12 protein-coding genes and 1 tRNA gene are annotated in these 16,303 nt (G+C 63.7%); all 13 read right to left on the bottom strand.

Annotated features, from left to right (window positions below; genetic code table 11):
- Positions 1 to 27 precede the first annotated feature (27 nt).
- The gene (ovoA, locus tag K320_RS0106450) at positions 28 to 2,172 is read right to left on the bottom strand and encodes a 5-histidylcysteine sulfoxide synthase (RefSeq protein ID WP_024538017.1); all 2,145 of its coding nucleotides are present in this window, start codon (positions 2,170 to 2,172) and stop codon (positions 28 to 30) included.
- Positions 2,173 to 2,278: 106 nt separating this feature from the next.
- Positions 2,279 to 2,818 carry a polyhydroxyalkanoate synthesis repressor PhaR gene (phaR, locus tag K320_RS0106445; RefSeq protein ID WP_024538016.1) on the bottom strand — a complete coding sequence of 180 codons (540 nt, stop codon included), beginning with the start codon at positions 2,816 to 2,818 and terminating at the stop codon, positions 2,279 to 2,281.
- Between the two features lie 84 nt (positions 2,819 to 2,902).
- Positions 2,903 to 5,617, bottom strand: coding sequence for a magnesium-translocating P-type ATPase (mgtA, locus tag K320_RS0106440; RefSeq protein WP_024538015.1), 2,715 nt, complete (start codon positions 5,615 to 5,617; stop codon positions 2,903 to 2,905).
- A gap of 169 nt (positions 5,618 to 5,786) precedes the next feature.
- Positions 5,787 to 5,863 (bottom strand) — tRNA-Pro (locus K320_RS0106435).
- Between the two features lie 24 nt (positions 5,864 to 5,887).
- The gene (locus tag K320_RS0106430) at positions 5,888 to 6,268 is read right to left on the bottom strand and encodes a MerR family transcriptional regulator (protein ID WP_024538014.1); all 381 of its coding nucleotides are present in this window, start codon (positions 6,266 to 6,268) and stop codon (positions 5,888 to 5,890) included.
- An 85-nt stretch (positions 6,269 to 6,353) separates the two neighbouring features.
- Positions 6,354 to 6,692: an integration host factor subunit alpha gene (locus K320_RS0106425; RefSeq protein ID WP_029695874.1), complete on the bottom strand. Its 339-nt coding sequence runs from the start codon at positions 6,690 to 6,692 to the stop codon at positions 6,354 to 6,356.
- Positions 6,689 to 9,118, bottom strand: coding sequence for a phenylalanine--tRNA ligase subunit beta (gene pheT / locus K320_RS0106420; RefSeq protein ID WP_024538012.1), 2,430 nt, complete (start codon positions 9,116 to 9,118; stop codon positions 6,689 to 6,691). Before pheT ends, K320_RS0106425 begins: the two co-directional genes overlap by 4 nt.
- Before the next feature lie 119 nt (positions 9,119 to 9,237).
- A complete protein-coding gene (gene pheS, locus K320_RS0106415) occupies positions 9,238 to 10,311 on the bottom strand; it encodes a phenylalanine--tRNA ligase subunit alpha (protein WP_024538011.1) in 1,074 nt (357 codons plus the stop codon).
- 102 nt (positions 10,312 to 10,413) lie between these two features.
- On the bottom strand, positions 10,414 to 10,773 hold the full coding sequence (gene rplT / locus K320_RS0106410; protein WP_024538010.1) for a 50S ribosomal protein L20: 360 nt from the start codon (positions 10,771 to 10,773) through the stop codon (positions 10,414 to 10,416).
- A gap of 26 nt (positions 10,774 to 10,799) precedes the next feature.
- Positions 10,800 to 11,003, bottom strand: a complete 204-nt coding sequence (gene rpmI / locus K320_RS0106405; protein ID WP_024538009.1) for a 50S ribosomal protein L35 — start codon at positions 11,001 to 11,003, stop codon at positions 10,800 to 10,802.
- Positions 11,004 to 11,183: 180 nt separating this feature from the next.
- Positions 11,184 to 11,792, bottom strand: a complete 609-nt coding sequence (gene infC / locus K320_RS0106400) for a translation initiation factor IF-3 (protein ID WP_084301183.1) — start codon at positions 11,790 to 11,792, stop codon at positions 11,184 to 11,186.
- Positions 11,793 to 11,872: 80 nt separating this feature from the next.
- The gene (gene thrS, locus K320_RS0106395) at positions 11,873 to 13,792 is read right to left on the bottom strand and encodes a threonine--tRNA ligase (RefSeq protein WP_024538007.1); all 1,920 of its coding nucleotides are present in this window, start codon (positions 13,790 to 13,792) and stop codon (positions 11,873 to 11,875) included.
- A 200-nt stretch (positions 13,793 to 13,992) separates the two neighbouring features.
- Positions 13,993 to 16,269, bottom strand: a complete 2,277-nt coding sequence (locus K320_RS0106390; protein WP_029695873.1) for an arginine/lysine/ornithine decarboxylase — start codon at positions 16,267 to 16,269, stop codon at positions 13,993 to 13,995.
- Between the last annotated feature and the right edge of the window lie 34 nt (positions 16,270 to 16,303).

Genomic DNA, 16,303 nt, shown 5'->3' with positions numbered 1-16,303 from the left:
CTACTCGCTGCTTTGCCAGCGAGGATTTCAGCGCACGCGTTTCCAGATCGTTGCCTGCGCGAGCGTGTGCTGAAATTTGCGCCTGGTTTCGCGGATGACGAAGGGCACGTCCCGCGGTTCGCCCTGCAGCACGAAGTGCGCGCCCAGCGAGAGCTTGAGGGCATCGAGCGTGCGCCAGCTCTCGCCATCCTTCTTGAAGCCGCCCAGCCATTTCTCGCGCGGCGTGTGTTCGGTGAGCCAGGTGTAGGGCGAGGTAATCATGAGGATGCCGCCGACGTTCAGGCGCTCATGGATCATCTGCAGGAAGTGCGCGGGCTCGTAGAGCCTGTCGATCAGATTGGCCGCAAGGATCAGGTCGTAGCCGGAAAACTGCGGCTTCAGATTGCAGGCGTCGCCTTGCCAGAACTGCACGCGGGCGGCCGTGTCCGCAAGGCCCAGGTCGGCAAGGTTTGCCGCCTTGTATTCCACCAGATCACCTTCTTCCGTCGCGGTGTAGCGCACGGTGTCGCCGCGTGCCAGCGCCACGCCCTGGTCGATGAAGCGGGCCGAGAAATCCATGCCCACGACGCCATCGAAGTGCCGGGCAAGCTCGAAGGTGGCGCGCCCTACGGCGCAGCCCAGATCCAGGGCGCGGCGGTGCGCTCCCGCGCCTGTGGCCTCGATGGCGATTTGCGCCAGCGCCTTGGGGAAGTTGGGTACGCCCCAATACTCGGCGCCAAAATGGAATTCCATGTACTGGGTCACCAGATCATCGGTTTCATAAAGCGATGCCAGCGGAACGACGGGAGCGTCCGCCACCACGTAGCGAAAACCGGCGTGCTGGAAGAAATGGCGCCTGAAGGCGTAGCGTGATTCGGGCTCGGCCTCGTTGCCGGCCGAAATCCAGGAGCCGCCCTTGATCAGGTTGTGCCGGTCGTCAAACGTGGGCGTGGTGAAATCGTCATAGATCGGATGGGTCTTGAAGCCTTCGAACGGGTAAGTCGGTGTTTCGGTCCACTGCCACACGTTGCCGACGGCATCGCAGAGCGGCCCATGCTCGAAGCGATCCACGGGACAGGGAGAGGCCCAGTGTTCGAGGTAGAGATTGGCATCGGCCGGTTGTGCCGAGGGCGGCTCCCATTCGCTCGTCGCCAGGATGCGGTGCCATTCGTCCTCCGTGGGCAGACGCACGCTCTGGCCGGTTTCGGCCGCCTTCCAGCGGCAGAAGGCGCGTGCTTCCAGGCAGTTGACTTCCACCGGCCAGTTCCACGGCATGGGGATTTCCTGCGCCAGCAGGCGCAGCCGCCAATGCTCGCCATCCGGTACCCAGAAGGTGGGGTGCGTGGCCTTGGCAAAGTCGCGCCAGCGCTGCCCCTCATCGTCCCAGCAATCATCGCTGGCGTAGCCGCCGGCTTGCACGAAGGCCAGGAATTCGCCGTTGCTCACCAGCAGGCGGCTGGCCTGGAAGGCCGGCACGTCGGCCTCGTGGCGGCCGTATTCGTTGTCCCAGCCGTAACGCGGGCTGTCAAACGGCTTGCCCAGCCGTACATGCCCCTGGGCAATATCGACCAGGGTGTTGTGCGGCGCCTTGCCGCCATCGCTGCAGACGGGCCAGTCCGCCTGCGGCCGCACCCGGTCCAGGCGATGCTGGCGCATCAGCACGGAGGAGGTTTCTATATGGATGCGCTCATGCTCCACCCCCATCACGATTGCCCACCACGGGTTTTCCCAGTTCACCGGCAGGGTGAGCGGCGCGTGATCAATGAGGTTCAGAACCATCGCCCGTACCTTGTTGCGGTAGTCCTGCACCCGGGCGATGCTGGGCCAGTCGTAGTGGGCATCGTTCAGGTCATCCCAGCTCATCTCGTCCACGCCGACGGCGAAGATGGATTCAAGGTGCGGATCGATGCGCTCGCTGATCATGCGCGTGAGCAGCAGCTTGTTGGTGAAGAACGTGGCCACATGGCCGTAATAGAAAATCAGCGGATGGCGCAGCGTGATCGGCCGCTGATACCAGGCGTCTTCGCAGGCCAGGGTGCGGAAAAGCGATTCAGTGCAGTCAAAAGTCTGCGTGAAATAGTGGCGCAGCCGCTGGCGGAAATCTTCCGGGCTGTCGGTCCTCAGCTCAAAGCGCCGAGCGAGAGAAAAGGGCTTTTGCGGCGTCGTGAGCAGGGCAGGGTCGATTCGGTTCATGGGATGGTCTGACGAGAAAGGCCGGAGCCAAAAAGGGTAACATCAATATCGCTTGGATGCCTGAACCCGGTTTTTCGCTCCCGATCGCCGCCGGGGCGATGGCACATCAGCGCGGCTTGATCCCGAAAGCCCCCAGCATTTGCTCGGTCTGCTTGTTCATCTGTTCCTGAAGATGTTGAAAGACCGTCTGGGACTGCTCCACGTAGCTGCCCATCAGGCTCTGCATCATGGGCGATTGCAGGCTCATGAAGTGGTTCCACATCTCGGGCGTGATGGTCTTGGTCTGCTGCGCGAGTTTGGCCTGCACCTCGGTGAACATCTGCACGTTCTTTTCGAGGTAGGCGCCCATGAAGCCCTGCATCGCATGACCGTAGAAGCGGATGATGTTGGCAAGAGCCGCCTCGCTGAACATCGGGGCGCCGCCGGCTTCTTCTTCCAGGATGATCTGCAGCAGGATGGAGCGCGTGAGGTCCTCGCCCGATTTGGCGTCGCGCACCGCGACCTGCGCGCCGTCGATCACCAGCTGGCGCACTTCGGCCAGCGTGATGTAGGTGGACGTGGATGTGTCGTAGAGCCGCCGGTTCGGGTATTTCTTGATGATCCGCGGCGCGGTTTTGGATTCCTGGGGGGCGGTATTTTCTGGCACCGTTGTCTCCTTGAGGCAATCGCCTGCGGAGGCAGGCTGTATCGCAGTGCAGCAGATTTTAAGGGCGAGCCCCATTGGGTGGGTTTACTGCCATCCCCAGCGGCGGCGGTAAAACCCCTTCATGGCCTGGGTCAGCGCCACATAGCCGAAGACGATGAACGGCAGCAGCACGAAGTAAAGCCAGGGCAGCGGCTGCAGCTTGAAATAGTCGGCCAGTGGTCCTTCGGGCAAGAAAAGGCCGATGCACACGATGATTCCGGTCATCGCCAGCAGCGCATTCGCGGGGCGGCTCTGCACGAAGGGGATCTTCGGGGTGCGGATCATGTGCACGATCAGCGTCTGCGTGAGCAGGCTCACGACAAACCAGCCTGATTGAAACAGCGTCTGCCGCTCGGGCGTGTTCGCGCCGAAGACGAACCACATCATCGCGAAGGTGATGATGTCGAAGACCGAACTCAGCGGCCCGAAGAAAAGCATGAAGCGGCCGATGTCGCCGGGCTGCCAGCGCTGTGGAAGCAGCAGCATTTCTTCGTCCACGTGGTCCAGCGGAATGACGATCTGCGAGATGTCGTACAGCAGGTTGAGCACCAGCAACTGCATCGGCAGCATCGGCAGGAAAGGCAAAGCCGCCGAGGCGATCAGCACCGAGAAGACATTGCCGAAGTTGGAACTGGCCGTCATCTTGATGTACTTGAGCATGTTGGCGAAGGTGCGCCGGCCTTCCTGCACTCCCTGTTCGAGCACCATCAGGCTTTTTTCGAGCAGGATGATGTCGGCCGCCTCCTTGGCGATGTCCACGGCGCTGTCCACCGAAATGCCGATGTCCGCGGCGCGCAGCGCAGGGGCATCGTTGATGCCGTCGCCGACAAAGCCGACCACGTGCCCGCCCGCCTTGAGCTGGCAGACGATGCGCTCCTTGTGCGCGGGCGTGAGGCGGGCAAAAACGTTGTGCTCTTCCACCGCGCGGGCAAGCTCGGCATCGCTCAGGCGCTCGACTTCATCGCCCACCAGCAGACCTTGCTGCGCCAGCCCGACTTCACGGCAGATCTTGGCCGTGACGCGCTCGTTGTCGCCGGTCAGCACCTTGACGGCGATGCCGTGCGCCGCCAGGGCCTTGAGCGCGGGAGCGGTGGATTCCTTGGGCGGATCCAGAAAGGCCACATAGCCGATCAGCACGAGCCCGCTTTCATCCGCGCGGCCATAGACCTCGCGCGCGGGGGGCATCTCCCTGGCCGCGACGGCCACGACGCGCAGGCCGTCTTCGTTGAGCGTGGCAGTCACCGCGCGGATGCGTTCAAGCAACGCGGCGGTGAGCACCTCCTCTTCGCTGCCGTGGCGAACGCGGGTGCAGACAGAGAGAATTTCCTCGACGGCCCCCTTGGTGATGAGCAGGTGTTGCTGCGCCTGCGTGGCCACGACCACCGACATCCGCCGGCGGCTGAAATCGAACGGGATTTCATCGACCTTGCGGTAGTGGTTCGCCGGGCTGAGCTTGCGCTGCATTTCCGCGTGTTCCAGCACTGCCACGTCCAGCAGGTTTTTCAGGCCGGTCTGGTGGTAGCTGTTGAGGTAGGCGAGCTCCAGCACTTCATCGGATTCTTCGCCCCAGACGTCGACGTGGCGTGCAAGAAAGATTCGATCCTGCGTCAGCGTGCCGGTCTTGTCGGTGCACAGCACATCCATCGCGCCGAAGTTCTGGATGGCATCCAGCCGTTTGACGATCACCTTCTTGCGCGAGAGGAACACCGCTCCCTTGGCCAGCGTGGAGGTGACGATCATCGGCAGCATTTCGGGCGTGAGCCCGACGGCGACGGAGAGCGCAAACAGCAGCGCCTCCATCCAGTCGCCCTTGGTGAACCCGTTGATGAAAAGCACGGCTGGTGCCATGACCAGCATGAAGCGGATCAACAGCCAGCTCACGCGGTTGACGCCGCTTTGGAACGAGGTGGGCGCGCGCTCCGTGGCGCTCATGCGGCTGGCCAGGGCGCCGAAATACGTTGCGTTGCCGGTGGTCAGCACCAGGGCATGGGCGCTGCCGGAGACCACATTGGTGCCCATGAACAGGATGTTGTCCAGCTGCAGCGCGTTGACGGTCTCGAGGTCGCGCTGGATCGCAAATTTTTCGACCGGGAGAGACTCCCCCGTCATGGCGGCCTGTGCCACGAACAGGTCCTTGGCGTTCAGAATCCGGCAGTCGGCCGGGATCATGTCGCCTGCGGACAGTGCGATCACATCGCCCGGCACCAGTTGCTGAATGGGCAGTTCCAGGCGGCGGGCGGAGCCGCTGTCGTCCGGGCGCAGAACGGTGGTGGTGTTGCTGACCAGACTTTTCAGCGCTTCGGCAGCCCGGTTGGACTTGCCCTCCTGCCAGAAGCGCAGGAGCGTCGAGATGAGCACCATGGCGCCGATGACCGTGGCAGCCTGCATGTCCGCCGTGGCCAGGGACACCAGCGCCAGCAGCGTCAGCAGCAGGTTGAAGGGGTTGCTGTAGCAGTGCCATAGATGGCGCTGCCAGGACAGCGGCTTTTCCTGCTCGATTTGATTGGGGCCGACGTGGGCGCGCACCAGATCAGCCTGAGGCTCGGGCAAACCCACCTCGCGGCTGCCAAGGCGAGTGAGCAGCTCGACGCTTTCGCTGCGCGCCGCGGAGACCAGTGCGCGCCCGAGAGCGGCAGGCAGTTCGCGGCTGGCGTCAGGGCGCGCCAGCGTCTCCAGCAGCGCCAGGCGCCGGAAGTGCCGTGTGATGTGGCGCGTGCGCAGAAAGCCTGCGAAGAATTCCCGGAGTGCATTCAGAAGCATGGGTTTTCCAAACCTTTTGCTCAGGCTGGGCGGGTGCAAAAGCGGGTTGGATGAGTGCTTCAGCCGGCGTGTGCTGTTGCGCGGCTCTCCCGCAGTGCTTCACCTCTGTGGTTTCCGAGTGCACGCAAAAGGGGTTGCAACTTCAACAGTTGCAACCCCTCTCCAGGTATGGTCGGCGTGGCGGGATTCGAACTCGCGACCCCTTGCACCCCATGCAAGTGCGCTACCAGGCTGCGCTACACGCCGAAGCGTGCAATTGTAGCGTGACTGTCACTGGTCCAGCAGCAATCTGCGGATTTCTTCGAGCTCGGTGCGCATCTGCTCCGGCGTCAGTGGCGGCAGGGTGGCGCCAGCCGCTTCGGGCGTGGCGAGAACCGCGGACGCCGTGGGCACATGGGCCAGCTCCTGGAGCCGATTGCGCGCCCCGCTGATGGTGAAGCCCTGTTCGTACAGCAGATCGCGGATGCGCCGAATCATCAGCACTTCATGGTGCTGGTAGTAGCGCCGGTTGCCGCGGCGCTTCATGGGCCGCAGCTGTGAAAATTCCTGCTCCCAATAGCGCAGCACATGGGCCTTGACGTTGCACAGTTCAGCCACTTCGCCAATGGTGAAATAGCGTTTTGCGGGGATCGCGGGCAGCACGGAACTCATGTCGGTCAGATCAAAGGATGCGCCACAAGCCACATAGGGTACCGCAGGCAGTCATCGACAGGCGGCGCCATGGCGGGAAGCCGCCTTACTCCTGCAGTTGCTCCTTGAGTTTGTTGCTTGCATGGAAGGTCACCACGCGCCGCGCCTCGATGGGTATCACCTCGCCGGTGCGCGGATTGCGCCCCGGGCGCGGAGCCTTGGTGCGTATCTGGAAATTTCCGAAGTTGGACAGCTTGACGTCTTCGCCGCGTGCCAGGCTTTCGACGATCAGGTCGAAAAACGCGTCCACCATGTCCTTGGCCTCCCGTTTGTTCAGGCCGATCTGCTCGAACAGCAATTCGGCCAGATGCGCTTTCGTGAGCGCCGGTGTCTCCAGGCTCTCGACGGCGAGTTCGATCTCGAAGGGCGCGGCGGGTTGATTCATCGCAGTCGGGCTCCTGTTTGTTGCGCCAGCGCCTGCAGTACCTGCTGGACGGCGGCATCGATGGCGGCATCGGTGAGGGTGGCATTGCCGCTTTCCAGCGTCAGGCGGATCGCCAGGCTTTTCTCGCCGCTCGCGATGCTGCCGGAGGAGGCACCTCCCTGCGGGCGAAAGACGTCGAACAGGACGCAGGAGCGCAGGAGATCGGCGGCCAGTGCGCCCTGCGCCGCCTGCAGGACCTGCTGGTGGGTGATGCGCTCGGCCACGACGACGGCAATGTCGCGTTCCACATGCTGCAGTCGCGCCACCGACGTGAAGGCGGGCACCTTGCGCTGCAGCACGGCGTCGAAGTCGAGTTCGAACAACACGGGGGGCTGGGCCAGGCCCCATGACTGGCGCCAGCGCGGGTGCAGCTCGCCGACGTGGCCGATCACCTTTCCATCCAGTGACACGCTTGCGCAGCGCCCCGGGTGCATCGCCGGGTGTTCGGCGGCCTGAAAGGTGGGCGTCAGGGGGGACAGCAGTGCCTCCACGTCGCCTTTGGCGTCGTAAAAATCCACGGCGCGCTCTTTCGTTCCCCACTGAAGGGCGCTGGCGCTGCCATGCGCCAGGGCGGCGATGTGCACCGGCTGGGCGTAGCCCTGCACAGTGGTGTCGGTATCCGCCACGCTGGCATCGCGCCGGTAGATGCGGCCCACCTCGAAGAGCCGCACGCGCGCGGCCTTGCGATCCAGGTTGAACTTGAGCGCCTGCAGCAGCGAGCCGAGCAGCGTGGAGCGCATCACGCCCATCTGGCTGGCGATGGGATTGAGCAGACGGATCGGCGTGTCGTTGGCCGCCAGCTCGCGTTCCCAGCGTTCCTCGACGAAGCTGAAGTTGATGGTTTCCTGGTAGCCGAGCGCGGCCATCTCGCGGCGTACCGCGTAGCGTCCGCGCTGGCTCTCGGCGCGCAGGCGCGGCGCGGTGCGGCCCAGCGGCGCGGCCGAAGGCAGATTCTGGTAGCCGATGATGCGGGCCACTTCCTCGATCAGGTCTTCCTCGATGCGCAGGTCGAAGCGGTAGCTGGGCGGGGCGACGGTGATCGTGCCTTCGCCCTGCGTGAGCGGCAGGCCCAGCCGCGCGAGCGCATCGGCGCACTGCGCCTGGGTGAGCGGCATGCCTATGACCTTGGCGGCCCGCGCCACGCGCAGCGCCACGGGCGCGGGCGCGGCCATGGCGGTGTGCTGGTCGGTGATGGGGCCGCAGGTGGTGGCGGGCGTGCCGCAGATGGCGATGACGAGCCCGGTGATGCGCTCGATGTGCTCCACGGTGAGGGCCGGATCGACGCCGCGCTCGAAGCGGTGGCCGGCGTCGGTGGAGAAGTTGAAGCGGCGCGAGCGCCCGGCAATGGCTTCGGGCCACCAGAAGGCGGCCTCGATGAAGATGTGGCGCGTGCCGTCGCTCACGGCGGTGGCGTCGCCGCCCATGATGCCGGCGAGCGATTCCAGGCCGTTGCGGTCGGCGATCACGCCCACCTGGTCATCGACCGTGACGGTGGCGCCGCTCAGCAGCTTGAGCTGTTCGCCCGCGCGGCCCCAGCGCACGGCGAGGCCGCCTTCGATCTTTTCGAGATCAAAGATGTGCGTCGGGCGGCCGAGCTCGAACATCACGTAGTTGGAGATGTCCACCAGCGGCGACACGCTGCGCTGCCCGCAGCGCGCCAGGCGCTCGACCATCCACTGCGGCGTCTGGGCGCGCGGGTTGATGTCGCGCACCACGCGGCCGGAGAAGCGTCCGCACAGGTCGGTGGCTTCGATCGCCACGGGAAGCTGGTCGGCGTTGGTCGGTGCGATCTTCGGGAACTGCGGCGTCTTGAGCGGCGTGCCGGTGAGCGCCGCCACTTCGCGCGCCACGCCATGCACGCTCAGGCAATGTCCGAGGTTGGGCGTGAGCTTGAGCGTGAACAGGGTGTCGTCCAGCCGCAGGTGTTCGCGGATATTCTGCCCCAGCGGCGCGTCGGCCGCGAGTTCGAACAGCCCGCCGTGGTCCTCGGAGAGCTGGAGCTCGCGCGCCGAGCACAGCATGCCGCGGCTCTCCACGCCGCGCAGCTTGCCCACCTTGATGTGAAACGGCTTGCCGTCCTCGCCCGGCGGCAGTTCGGCGCCCACCAGCGCGCAGGGCACGCGGATACCCGCGCGCGCATTCGGCGCGCCGCAGACGATGGTGAGAAGCTCTGCGGCGCCCACGTCCACCTGGCACACGCGCAGGCGGTCGGCGTTGGGATGCTGCAGCGCTTGCTTGATCTCGCCCACGACGATTCTGGAGAAGGGCGGAGCGACCGGCCGGGTCTCTTCCACCTCCAGCCCGGCCATGGTCAGCGTGTCGGCCAGCTGCTCGGTGGTGAGGGGCGGGTTGCAGAATTCGCGCAGCCAGGATTCAGGAAATTGCATGGTCGGTTTCTCTTGGGTGCTCTCGATACAGGAGCTGTTCGCGCTGGATGGAAGCCGATTCCAAATGTAAACCACATTGAAAATGGCCAGAGACGAGCGCTGAATGCTCCTCTTTTTGCTTATTCAAATTGCGACAGGAAGCGGATGTCGCCATCGAAGAACAGCCGCAGGTCGTTCACGCCGTAGCGCAGCATGGTCAGGCGATCCGGCCCCATGCCGAAGGCGAAGCCGATGTAGCGCTCGGGATCGAGCCCCATGTGGCGCACCACGTTGGGATGCACCTGGCCCGAACCGGCCACCTCCAGCCACCTGCCGGCCAGCGGCCCGGAGGGGAACTGGATGTCGATCTCGGCGCTGGGCTCGGTGAAGGGGAAGAAGCTCGGGCGAAAACGCAGCACCAGGTCGCCGTTTTCGAAAAAGGTGCGGCAAAAACCGGTGAAGATGGTCTTGAGGTCGCTGAAGCTCACGTTCTCGCCCAGCCACAGGCCTTCGCACTGGTGGAACATCGGCGAGTGCGTGGCGTCGGAATCGACGCGGTAGGTGCGCCCCGGCACGATCACCCGGATGTCGGGCATGGGGCCGTCGTAGAGCCGGCCCGAGCGCGGATCAAAACCCTTGCCGTACCTGCGCACGTGGGCGTGGGCATAGCGCACCTGCATCGGGCTGGTGTGCGGGCGCAGGTTCAGCGGCAGGCCGTCGGCGCCGTTGCCGTCGATGTAGAAGGTGTCCTGCATCGAGCGCGCCGGGTGGTTGGGCGGGTTGTTCAGCGAGGTGAAGCTGAACCAGTCGGTCTCGATCTCCGGGCCGTCGGTCACGTCAAAACCCATGGAGCCGAAGATGCCCTCGATGCGCTCCATGGTGAGCGTCACCGGGTGCAGGCCACCGCGCCCGCGCTGGCGCCCTGGCAGCGTCACGTCCAGCGCCTCGGCCTTCAGATGGGCTTCGAGCTCGGCATCCTGCAGCGTCTGGCGGCGCTCGTTCAAGGCCGCCTCGATGGCCTGCTTGGCCTGGTTGATGGCGGCGCCGCGCGTACGCTTTTCCTCGGGCGAGAGCTGCGCCATGCCTTTCATCAGCTCGGTCAGGCGCCCTGACTTGCCGATGAATTGCGCCTTGGCGTTTTCCAGATCGTGGGGCGCACTGGCGGCGGCAAATTGCGTACGGGCGCTTTCAACCAGGGTATCCAAATCGTTCATGACAACTTCGCAAATAAAAACGAGGGCCAGTGCCTTTGCAAGCTCTGGCCCTCGTGGGGAGTGCGCGAATTACTACGTTTAAAATAGCAATTGCGTGCCGACTCAGGCTGCCAGCTTGGCCTTGACCTGCTCCACGATGCCGTTGAAGGCGGCTTCGTCGTGCACCGCGAGATCGGCCAGCATCTTGCGGTCGATCTCGATCATGGCCTTCTTCAGTCCGTTGGTGAACTGGCTGTAGGTCAGTCCTTGCGCACGCACGGCCGCGTTGATGCGGGTGATCCACAAACGGCGGAACACGCGCTTCTTGTTGCGGCGGTCACGGTAGGCGTACTGGCCCGCCTTCATCACCGCCTGCTTGGCGATGCGGAAGACGTTGCCGCGGCGACCGCGAAAGCCCTTGGCGAGAGCGAGAACCTTTTTATGGCGGGCGCGAGCCGTAACACCACGTTTGACGCGAGACATGTGTTTTCTCCTTGTTCGTCAGTGAATTACAGACCGGCCATGGGCATCATCTTGGCGATGGAGCCCATGTCGCCGTCGTGCACCCCGACCATGCCACGCAACTGGCGCTTGTTCTTGGTGCTCTTCTTGGTCAGGATGTGGCGCTTGAACGCCTGGCCCCGCTTGACGGTGCCCCCTGGACGAACGCGGAAACGCTTCTTCGCGCCGCTCTTGGTCTTCATTTTGGGCATTTGCATGCTCCTCTTCATTTGTGCTCGTGAGGCGTGTGCGCAACCTTGCGCACCCTTGCAGGCCCCGAGCCACTTTTGACGATCAGGCCTCGCGGCGCTGCCCGTGCGGCAGTGCGTTCACCACACTGCCTGTTGGCGCTGCAGCAAGCTGCCGCGCCACATTCGATTCCATTTCCGGCCTCATGCGGCGGCCGTCGTGCTGCCGGGCGCAGGTGCTTTTGCCGGGGCGGCTGCCTTTTTGCGCGCCGGGGCGATCATCATCACCATCTGGCGCCCTTCCAGCTTGGGGAATTGCTCGACCAGAATGCTGTCCGCGAGCTCGTCGCGCAGCCGGTTGAGCAGCGCCAGACCCAGGTTCTGGTGCGTGATCTCGCGGCCGCGAAAACGCAGCGTGACCTTGATCTTGTCGCCATCGGCCAGAAACCGGCGGATGTTGCGCAGCTTGATGTTGTAGTCGCCATCGTCGGTGCCGGGGCGGAACTTCACTTCCTTGATGTCGATGACGGTCTGCTTGGCCTTGGCCTCGGCCGCCTTCTTCTGTTCCTGGTACTTGAACTTGCCGTAATCCATCAGGCGGCAGACGGGCGGGTTGGCCGTGGCGGCGATTTCGACCAGATCCACATCCAGGTCGCCGGCCATGCGCAGGGCTTCCTGCAGGCTCACGACGCCTATGGCTTCGTTGTCCGGCCCGGTCAGGCGTACCTCGGGGGCCATGATCTCACGGTTGAGCCGGTGCTTGCGTTCCTCGCGGTGACGACGGTCACGGAATTCAGTAGCGATGGTTTTCACCTCAATTCAGTTTGACTACGAAAAGCGTAGCCGCTCACGCACATCCGGCGCGCACCAAAGCGTGGTTTGACCACTTGAATTCAAGCTTTGGAGGCGATGTCCCGTGCGATTCGTTCGACGAAAGCGTCGAGGGACATCACGCCGAGATCCACGTTGCCCCGGGCGCGCACTGCGACTGCTCCCGCCGCCTTTTCCTTGTCGCCAGCGACGAGGATATAGGGCGGCTTTTGCATCGCCTGCTCGCGTATTTTATACGTAATCTTTTGGTTGCCGAGTACCGTCACTACCCTAAGGTCTTGATGCGGCAGTGCTTTTTGCAGTTGTGCGGCAATTTCGCGACAGTAGTCGGCCTGCGCGTCGGTGATGTTGAGCACCGCAATCTGCACTGGTGCGAGCCAGACGGGCAGGGCGCCCGCGTGCTGCTCGATCAGGATGCCGATGAAACGCTCCAGGCTGCCGACGATGGCGCGGTGCAGCATCACCGGGCGGTGGCGTGCGCCGTCTTCGCCCACGTATTCGGCGTCCAGCCGTTCGGGCATGGAAAAGTCCACCTGGATCGTGCCGCACTGCCATTGCCGGCCGATGGCATCCTTGAGCGTGTACTCGATCTTGGGGCCGTAGAACGCGCCTTCACCGGGGGAAATTTCGTAGCTGCAACCCGAGGCGTTCAGGCTCTCGATCAGCGCGGCTTCCGCCTTGTCCCAGACCTCGTCCGAGCCAATGCGTGCGTCTGGCCGGGTGGCGATCTTGTAGATGATGTCCTTGAAACCGAAGTCGGCATACACCTTCTGCAGTACGCGCGTGAACGCCAGCACCTCGCTGTGGATCTGGTCTTCGGTGCAGAAAATGTGGCCGTCGTCCTGCGTGAAGGCGCGCACGCGCATGATGCCGTGCAGGCCGCCCGTGGGTTCGTTCCTGTGGCACTGGCCGAATTCGCCGTAGCGCAGCGGCAGGTCGCGGTAGCTCTTGACGCCCTGCTTGAAGATCAGGATGTGGCCGGGGCAGTTCATGGGCTTCAAGGCGTAGTCGCGCTTTTCGCTCTCGGTCGTGAACATGTTTTCGCGGTACTTGTCCCAGTGCCCGGTCTTCTCCCACAGGCCCTTGTCCAGAATCTGCGGCGCCTTCACTTCCTGGTAGCCGTTGTCGCGGTACACCTGCCGCATGTATTGCTCCACCTCCTGCCAGATGGCCCAGCCGCGCGGATGCCAGAACACCGTGCCGGGCGAATGCTCGTCGATGTGGAAAAGATCGAGCTCGCGGCCCAGGCGCCGATGGTCGCGCTTTTCCGCCTCTTCCAGCATCGTGAGGTAATTCTGCAGATCCTCCTTGCTGGCCCAGGCCGTGCCGTAGATGCGCTGCAGCATCTCGTTGCGGTGGTCGCCGCGCCAGTAGGCGCCCGCGACCTTCATCAATTTGAAATGCCTGAGCTTGCCCGTGGAAGGTACGTGCGGGCCGCGGCACAGGTCTTCGAAGCCGCCTTCGCGGTACAGGCTCACGTCCTGGCCCGCGGGAATGCTGGCGATGATCTCGGCCTTGTAGTGCTCGCCCAGGCCCTTGAAATACGCCACGGCCTCGTCGCGCGGCAGCACGCGACGCACCACGGGCTCGTCCTTGGCGGCGAGTTCGGCCATGCGCTTTTCAATCGCAGCCAGATCTTCGGGCGTGAACGGGCGCTTGTACGCGAAGTCGTAATAAAAGCCGTCTTCGATCACCGGGCCTATCGTCACCTGGGCATCGGGGAACAGTTCCTTGACGGCGTAGGCCAGCAGGTGGGCCGTCGAGTGGCGGATGACCTCCAGGCCCTCGGCATCCTTGGCCGTGAGAATGGAGACCGCGCTGTTGCTGGTGATGGAAAAGCCCGTGTCCACCACCTTGCCGTTCACCTTGCCGGCGATGGCCGCCTTGGCCAGGCCGGCACCAATCGATGCCGCCACCTCGGCCACCGTGGCGGGTCCGGGAAACTGGCGCTGCGAGCCGTCGGGAAGCGTGATCTCAAGCATGGCGTGATCCTTGGAATAGGGAGTCAAGACAACAAAAAGCGCGGAACTCGGTCCGCGCTGGCAGGGTGAAGCAGGTTTCCGGACAGGCGCGAACCGTCAGCCGCGTTGGCTGAATTGCATCTCCGTGGTAGTTCGCGGTGTCATAACCGAATCTGCCTTTCTCGCCCTTGTTGACTGGGAAATGGCTGCAATTTTAGCCCTCAAGCCACGCAATCGGCAAAGTAGCGCACCGTGCCATTCTCATCCTCGATCTCCACCAGTCCGTGGATATCGGTCTCGAACCCCGGGCACAGGCGCGAGAACTCACGCGCGAACTTCAGGTAGTCGACGATTTTTCGGTTGAATACCTCGCCCGGAATCAGCAGCGGAATGCCGGGCGGGTAGGGCGTGATCAGGCTGGTCGTCACGCGCCCTTCGAGCTGGTCGATCTCCACCCGCTCGGTCTTGCGCGCGGCGATGTGGGCAAAGGCGTCGCTCGGCTTCATCGCCGGCGTGAGCGGCGAGAGGTACATCTCGGTCGTGAGGCGTGCCACGTTGTAGCGTGCGTAAAGCTCGTGCACGTGCTGGCACAGATCGCGCAGGCCCATGTGCTCGTAGCGCCGGTGCTGCTGGCAGAACTCGGGCAGGATGCGCCACATCGGGTGGTTCTTCTCGTAATCGTCCTTGAACTGCTGCAGCGCCGTCAGCATGGTGTTCCAGCGGCCCTTGGTGATGCCGATGGTGAACATGATGAAGAAGCTGTAGAGCCCGGTCTTTTCCACCACCACGCCGTGCTCGGCCAGATACTTGGTGACGATGCTGGCCGGGATGCCCACCTTGTGGAATTTGCCGTCCAGATCCAGCCCCGGCGTGACGATGGTGGATTTGATCGGATCCAGCATGTTGAAGCCGTCGGCCAGATCGCCGAAGCCGTGCCACTTGCTGCCGTTCTTCTTGCCCTTGCCGTCGCTGCGGATGATCCAGTCCTCGGCGCGGCCTATGCCTTCCTCGGCGATTTTTTCAGGTCCCCAGACCTTGAACCACCAGTCGCCCTTGCCGAATTCCTGCTCCACCTTGCGCATGGCGCGGCGGAAGTTCAGCGCCTCGATGATGGATTCCTCCACCAGCGCCGTGCCGCCGGGCGGCTCCATCATCGCCGCCGCCACGTCGCAACTGGCGATGATGCTGTACTGCGGCGAGGTACTGGTGTGCATCAGGTAGGCCTCGTTGAAGAGGTGCCGGTCGAGCTTGGTGGTCTGGCTGTCCTGCACCAGCACGTGGCTGGCCTGGCTGATGCCCGCGAGCAGCTTGTGGATGGACTGTGTGGCATACACCACCGATTGCCTGGGCCGCGCGCGCTTCTTGCCCATCGCGTGGTAGTTGCCGTAGAAGGGGTGGAAAGCCGCGTGCGGCACCCAGGCTTCGTCAAAGTGCAGGTTGTCCACGTAGCCGTCAAGCAGCCCCTTGATGGTTTCGGTGTTGTAGAGCACGCCGTCGTAGGTGGATTGCGTGAGCGTGAGGATGCGCGGGCGCACCTTCTTCGCATCGACGCCCTTGAGCAGCGGGTTGGCGCGGATCTTGGCCTGGATGGTCGCGGGCTCGAATTCGCTTTGCGGAATCGGCCCGATGATGCCGAAGTGGTTGCGCGTGGGCTTCAAAAACACCGGGATCGCCCCGGTCATGATGATGCTGTGCAGGATGGACTTGTGGCAGTTGCGGTCCACCACCACCACGTCGCCCGGCGCCACCGTGTGGTGCCACACCATCTTGTTGCTCGTGCTGGTGCCATTGGTCACGAAGAAGCAGTGGTCGGCATTGAAGATGCGCGCCGCGTTGCGTTCCGATTCGCCAATCGCGCCGTTGTGGTCCAGCAGCTGGCCCAGCTCCTCCACCGCGTTGCACACGTCGGCGCGCAGCATGTTCTCGCCGTAGAACTGGTGGTACATCTGGCCGATCGGGCTCTTGAGGAAGGCCACGCCGCCCGAATGCCCCGGGCAATGCCATGAATAGGAGCCGTCCTCGGCGTAGTCCAGCAGCGCCTTGAAGAACGGCGGCTGGATGGTTTCCAGGTAGCTCTTGGCCTCGCGGATGATGTGGCGCGCGACGAACTCCGGCGTGTCCTCGAACATGTGGATGAAGCCGTGCAGTTCGCGCAGGATGTCGTTGGGCAGGTGGCGGCTGGTCTTGGTCTCGCCATAGATGTAGATCGGCACGTCGGCGTTCTTGCGCCGCACTTCCCCGATGAAGGAGCGCAGGCTGTGCACGATCGGGTCCTGCCCGGCGCCAAGCGTGAACTCCTCGTCGTCGATTGAAAGGATGAAAGCGCTGGCACGGCTTTGCTGCTGTGCGAACTGGCTCAGATCGCCATAGCTGGTGACGCCCAGCACCTCGAAGCCTTCTGCCTCGATGGCCTGCGCGAGCGCGCGGATACCCAGTCCTGAGGTATTGTCGGAACGGTAGTCCTCGTCGATGATGACAATCGGGAAACGGAATTTCATGCGCTGCCTCCGGCAAGCTCGGAATCACAAAACG

The sequence above is a fragment of the Comamonas badia DSM 17552 genome (assembly GCF_000484635.1).
Lineage (GTDB): Bacteria > Pseudomonadota > Gammaproteobacteria > Burkholderiales > Burkholderiaceae_C > Comamonas_C > Comamonas_C badia.
Note: the sequence above shows the minus strand (reverse complement) of the source record. Positions and strands in the feature narration are given on the sequence as shown.

Excerpts from the sequence above, each read along its gene's own strand:
- mgtA (WP_024538015.1), bottom strand. The coding sequence starts at position 5,617 with ATGCTTCTGAATGCACTCCGGGAATTCTTCGCAGGCTTTCTGCGCACG.
- pheT (WP_024538012.1), bottom strand. The coding sequence starts at position 9,118 with ATGCAATTTCCTGAATCCTGGCTGCGCGAATTCTGCAACCCGCCCCTC.
- K320_RS0106390 (WP_029695873.1), bottom strand. The coding sequence starts at position 16,269 with ATGAAATTCCGTTTCCCGATTGTCATCATCGACGAGGACTACCGTTCC.
- pheS (WP_024538011.1), bottom strand. The coding sequence starts at position 10,311 with ATGAACGATTTGGATACCCTGGTTGAAAGCGCCCGTACGCAATTTGCC.
- ovoA (WP_024538017.1), bottom strand. The coding sequence starts at position 2,172 with ATGAACCGAATCGACCCTGCCCTGCTCACGACGCCGCAAAAGCCCTTT.
- K320_RS0106430 (WP_024538014.1), bottom strand. The coding sequence starts at position 6,268 with ATGAGTTCCGTGCTGCCCGCGATCCCCGCAAAACGCTATTTCACCATT.
- thrS (WP_024538007.1), bottom strand. The coding sequence starts at position 13,792 with ATGCTTGAGATCACGCTTCCCGACGGCTCGCAGCGCCAGTTTCCCGGA.
- K320_RS0106425 (WP_029695874.1), bottom strand. The coding sequence starts at position 6,692 with ATGAATCAACCCGCCGCGCCCTTCGAGATCGAACTCGCCGTCGAGAGC.
- rplT (WP_024538010.1), bottom strand. The coding sequence starts at position 10,773 with ATGTCTCGCGTCAAACGTGGTGTTACGGCTCGCGCCCGCCATAAAAAG.
- rpmI (WP_024538009.1), bottom strand. The coding sequence starts at position 11,003 with ATGCCCAAAATGAAGACCAAGAGCGGCGCGAAGAAGCGTTTCCGCGTT.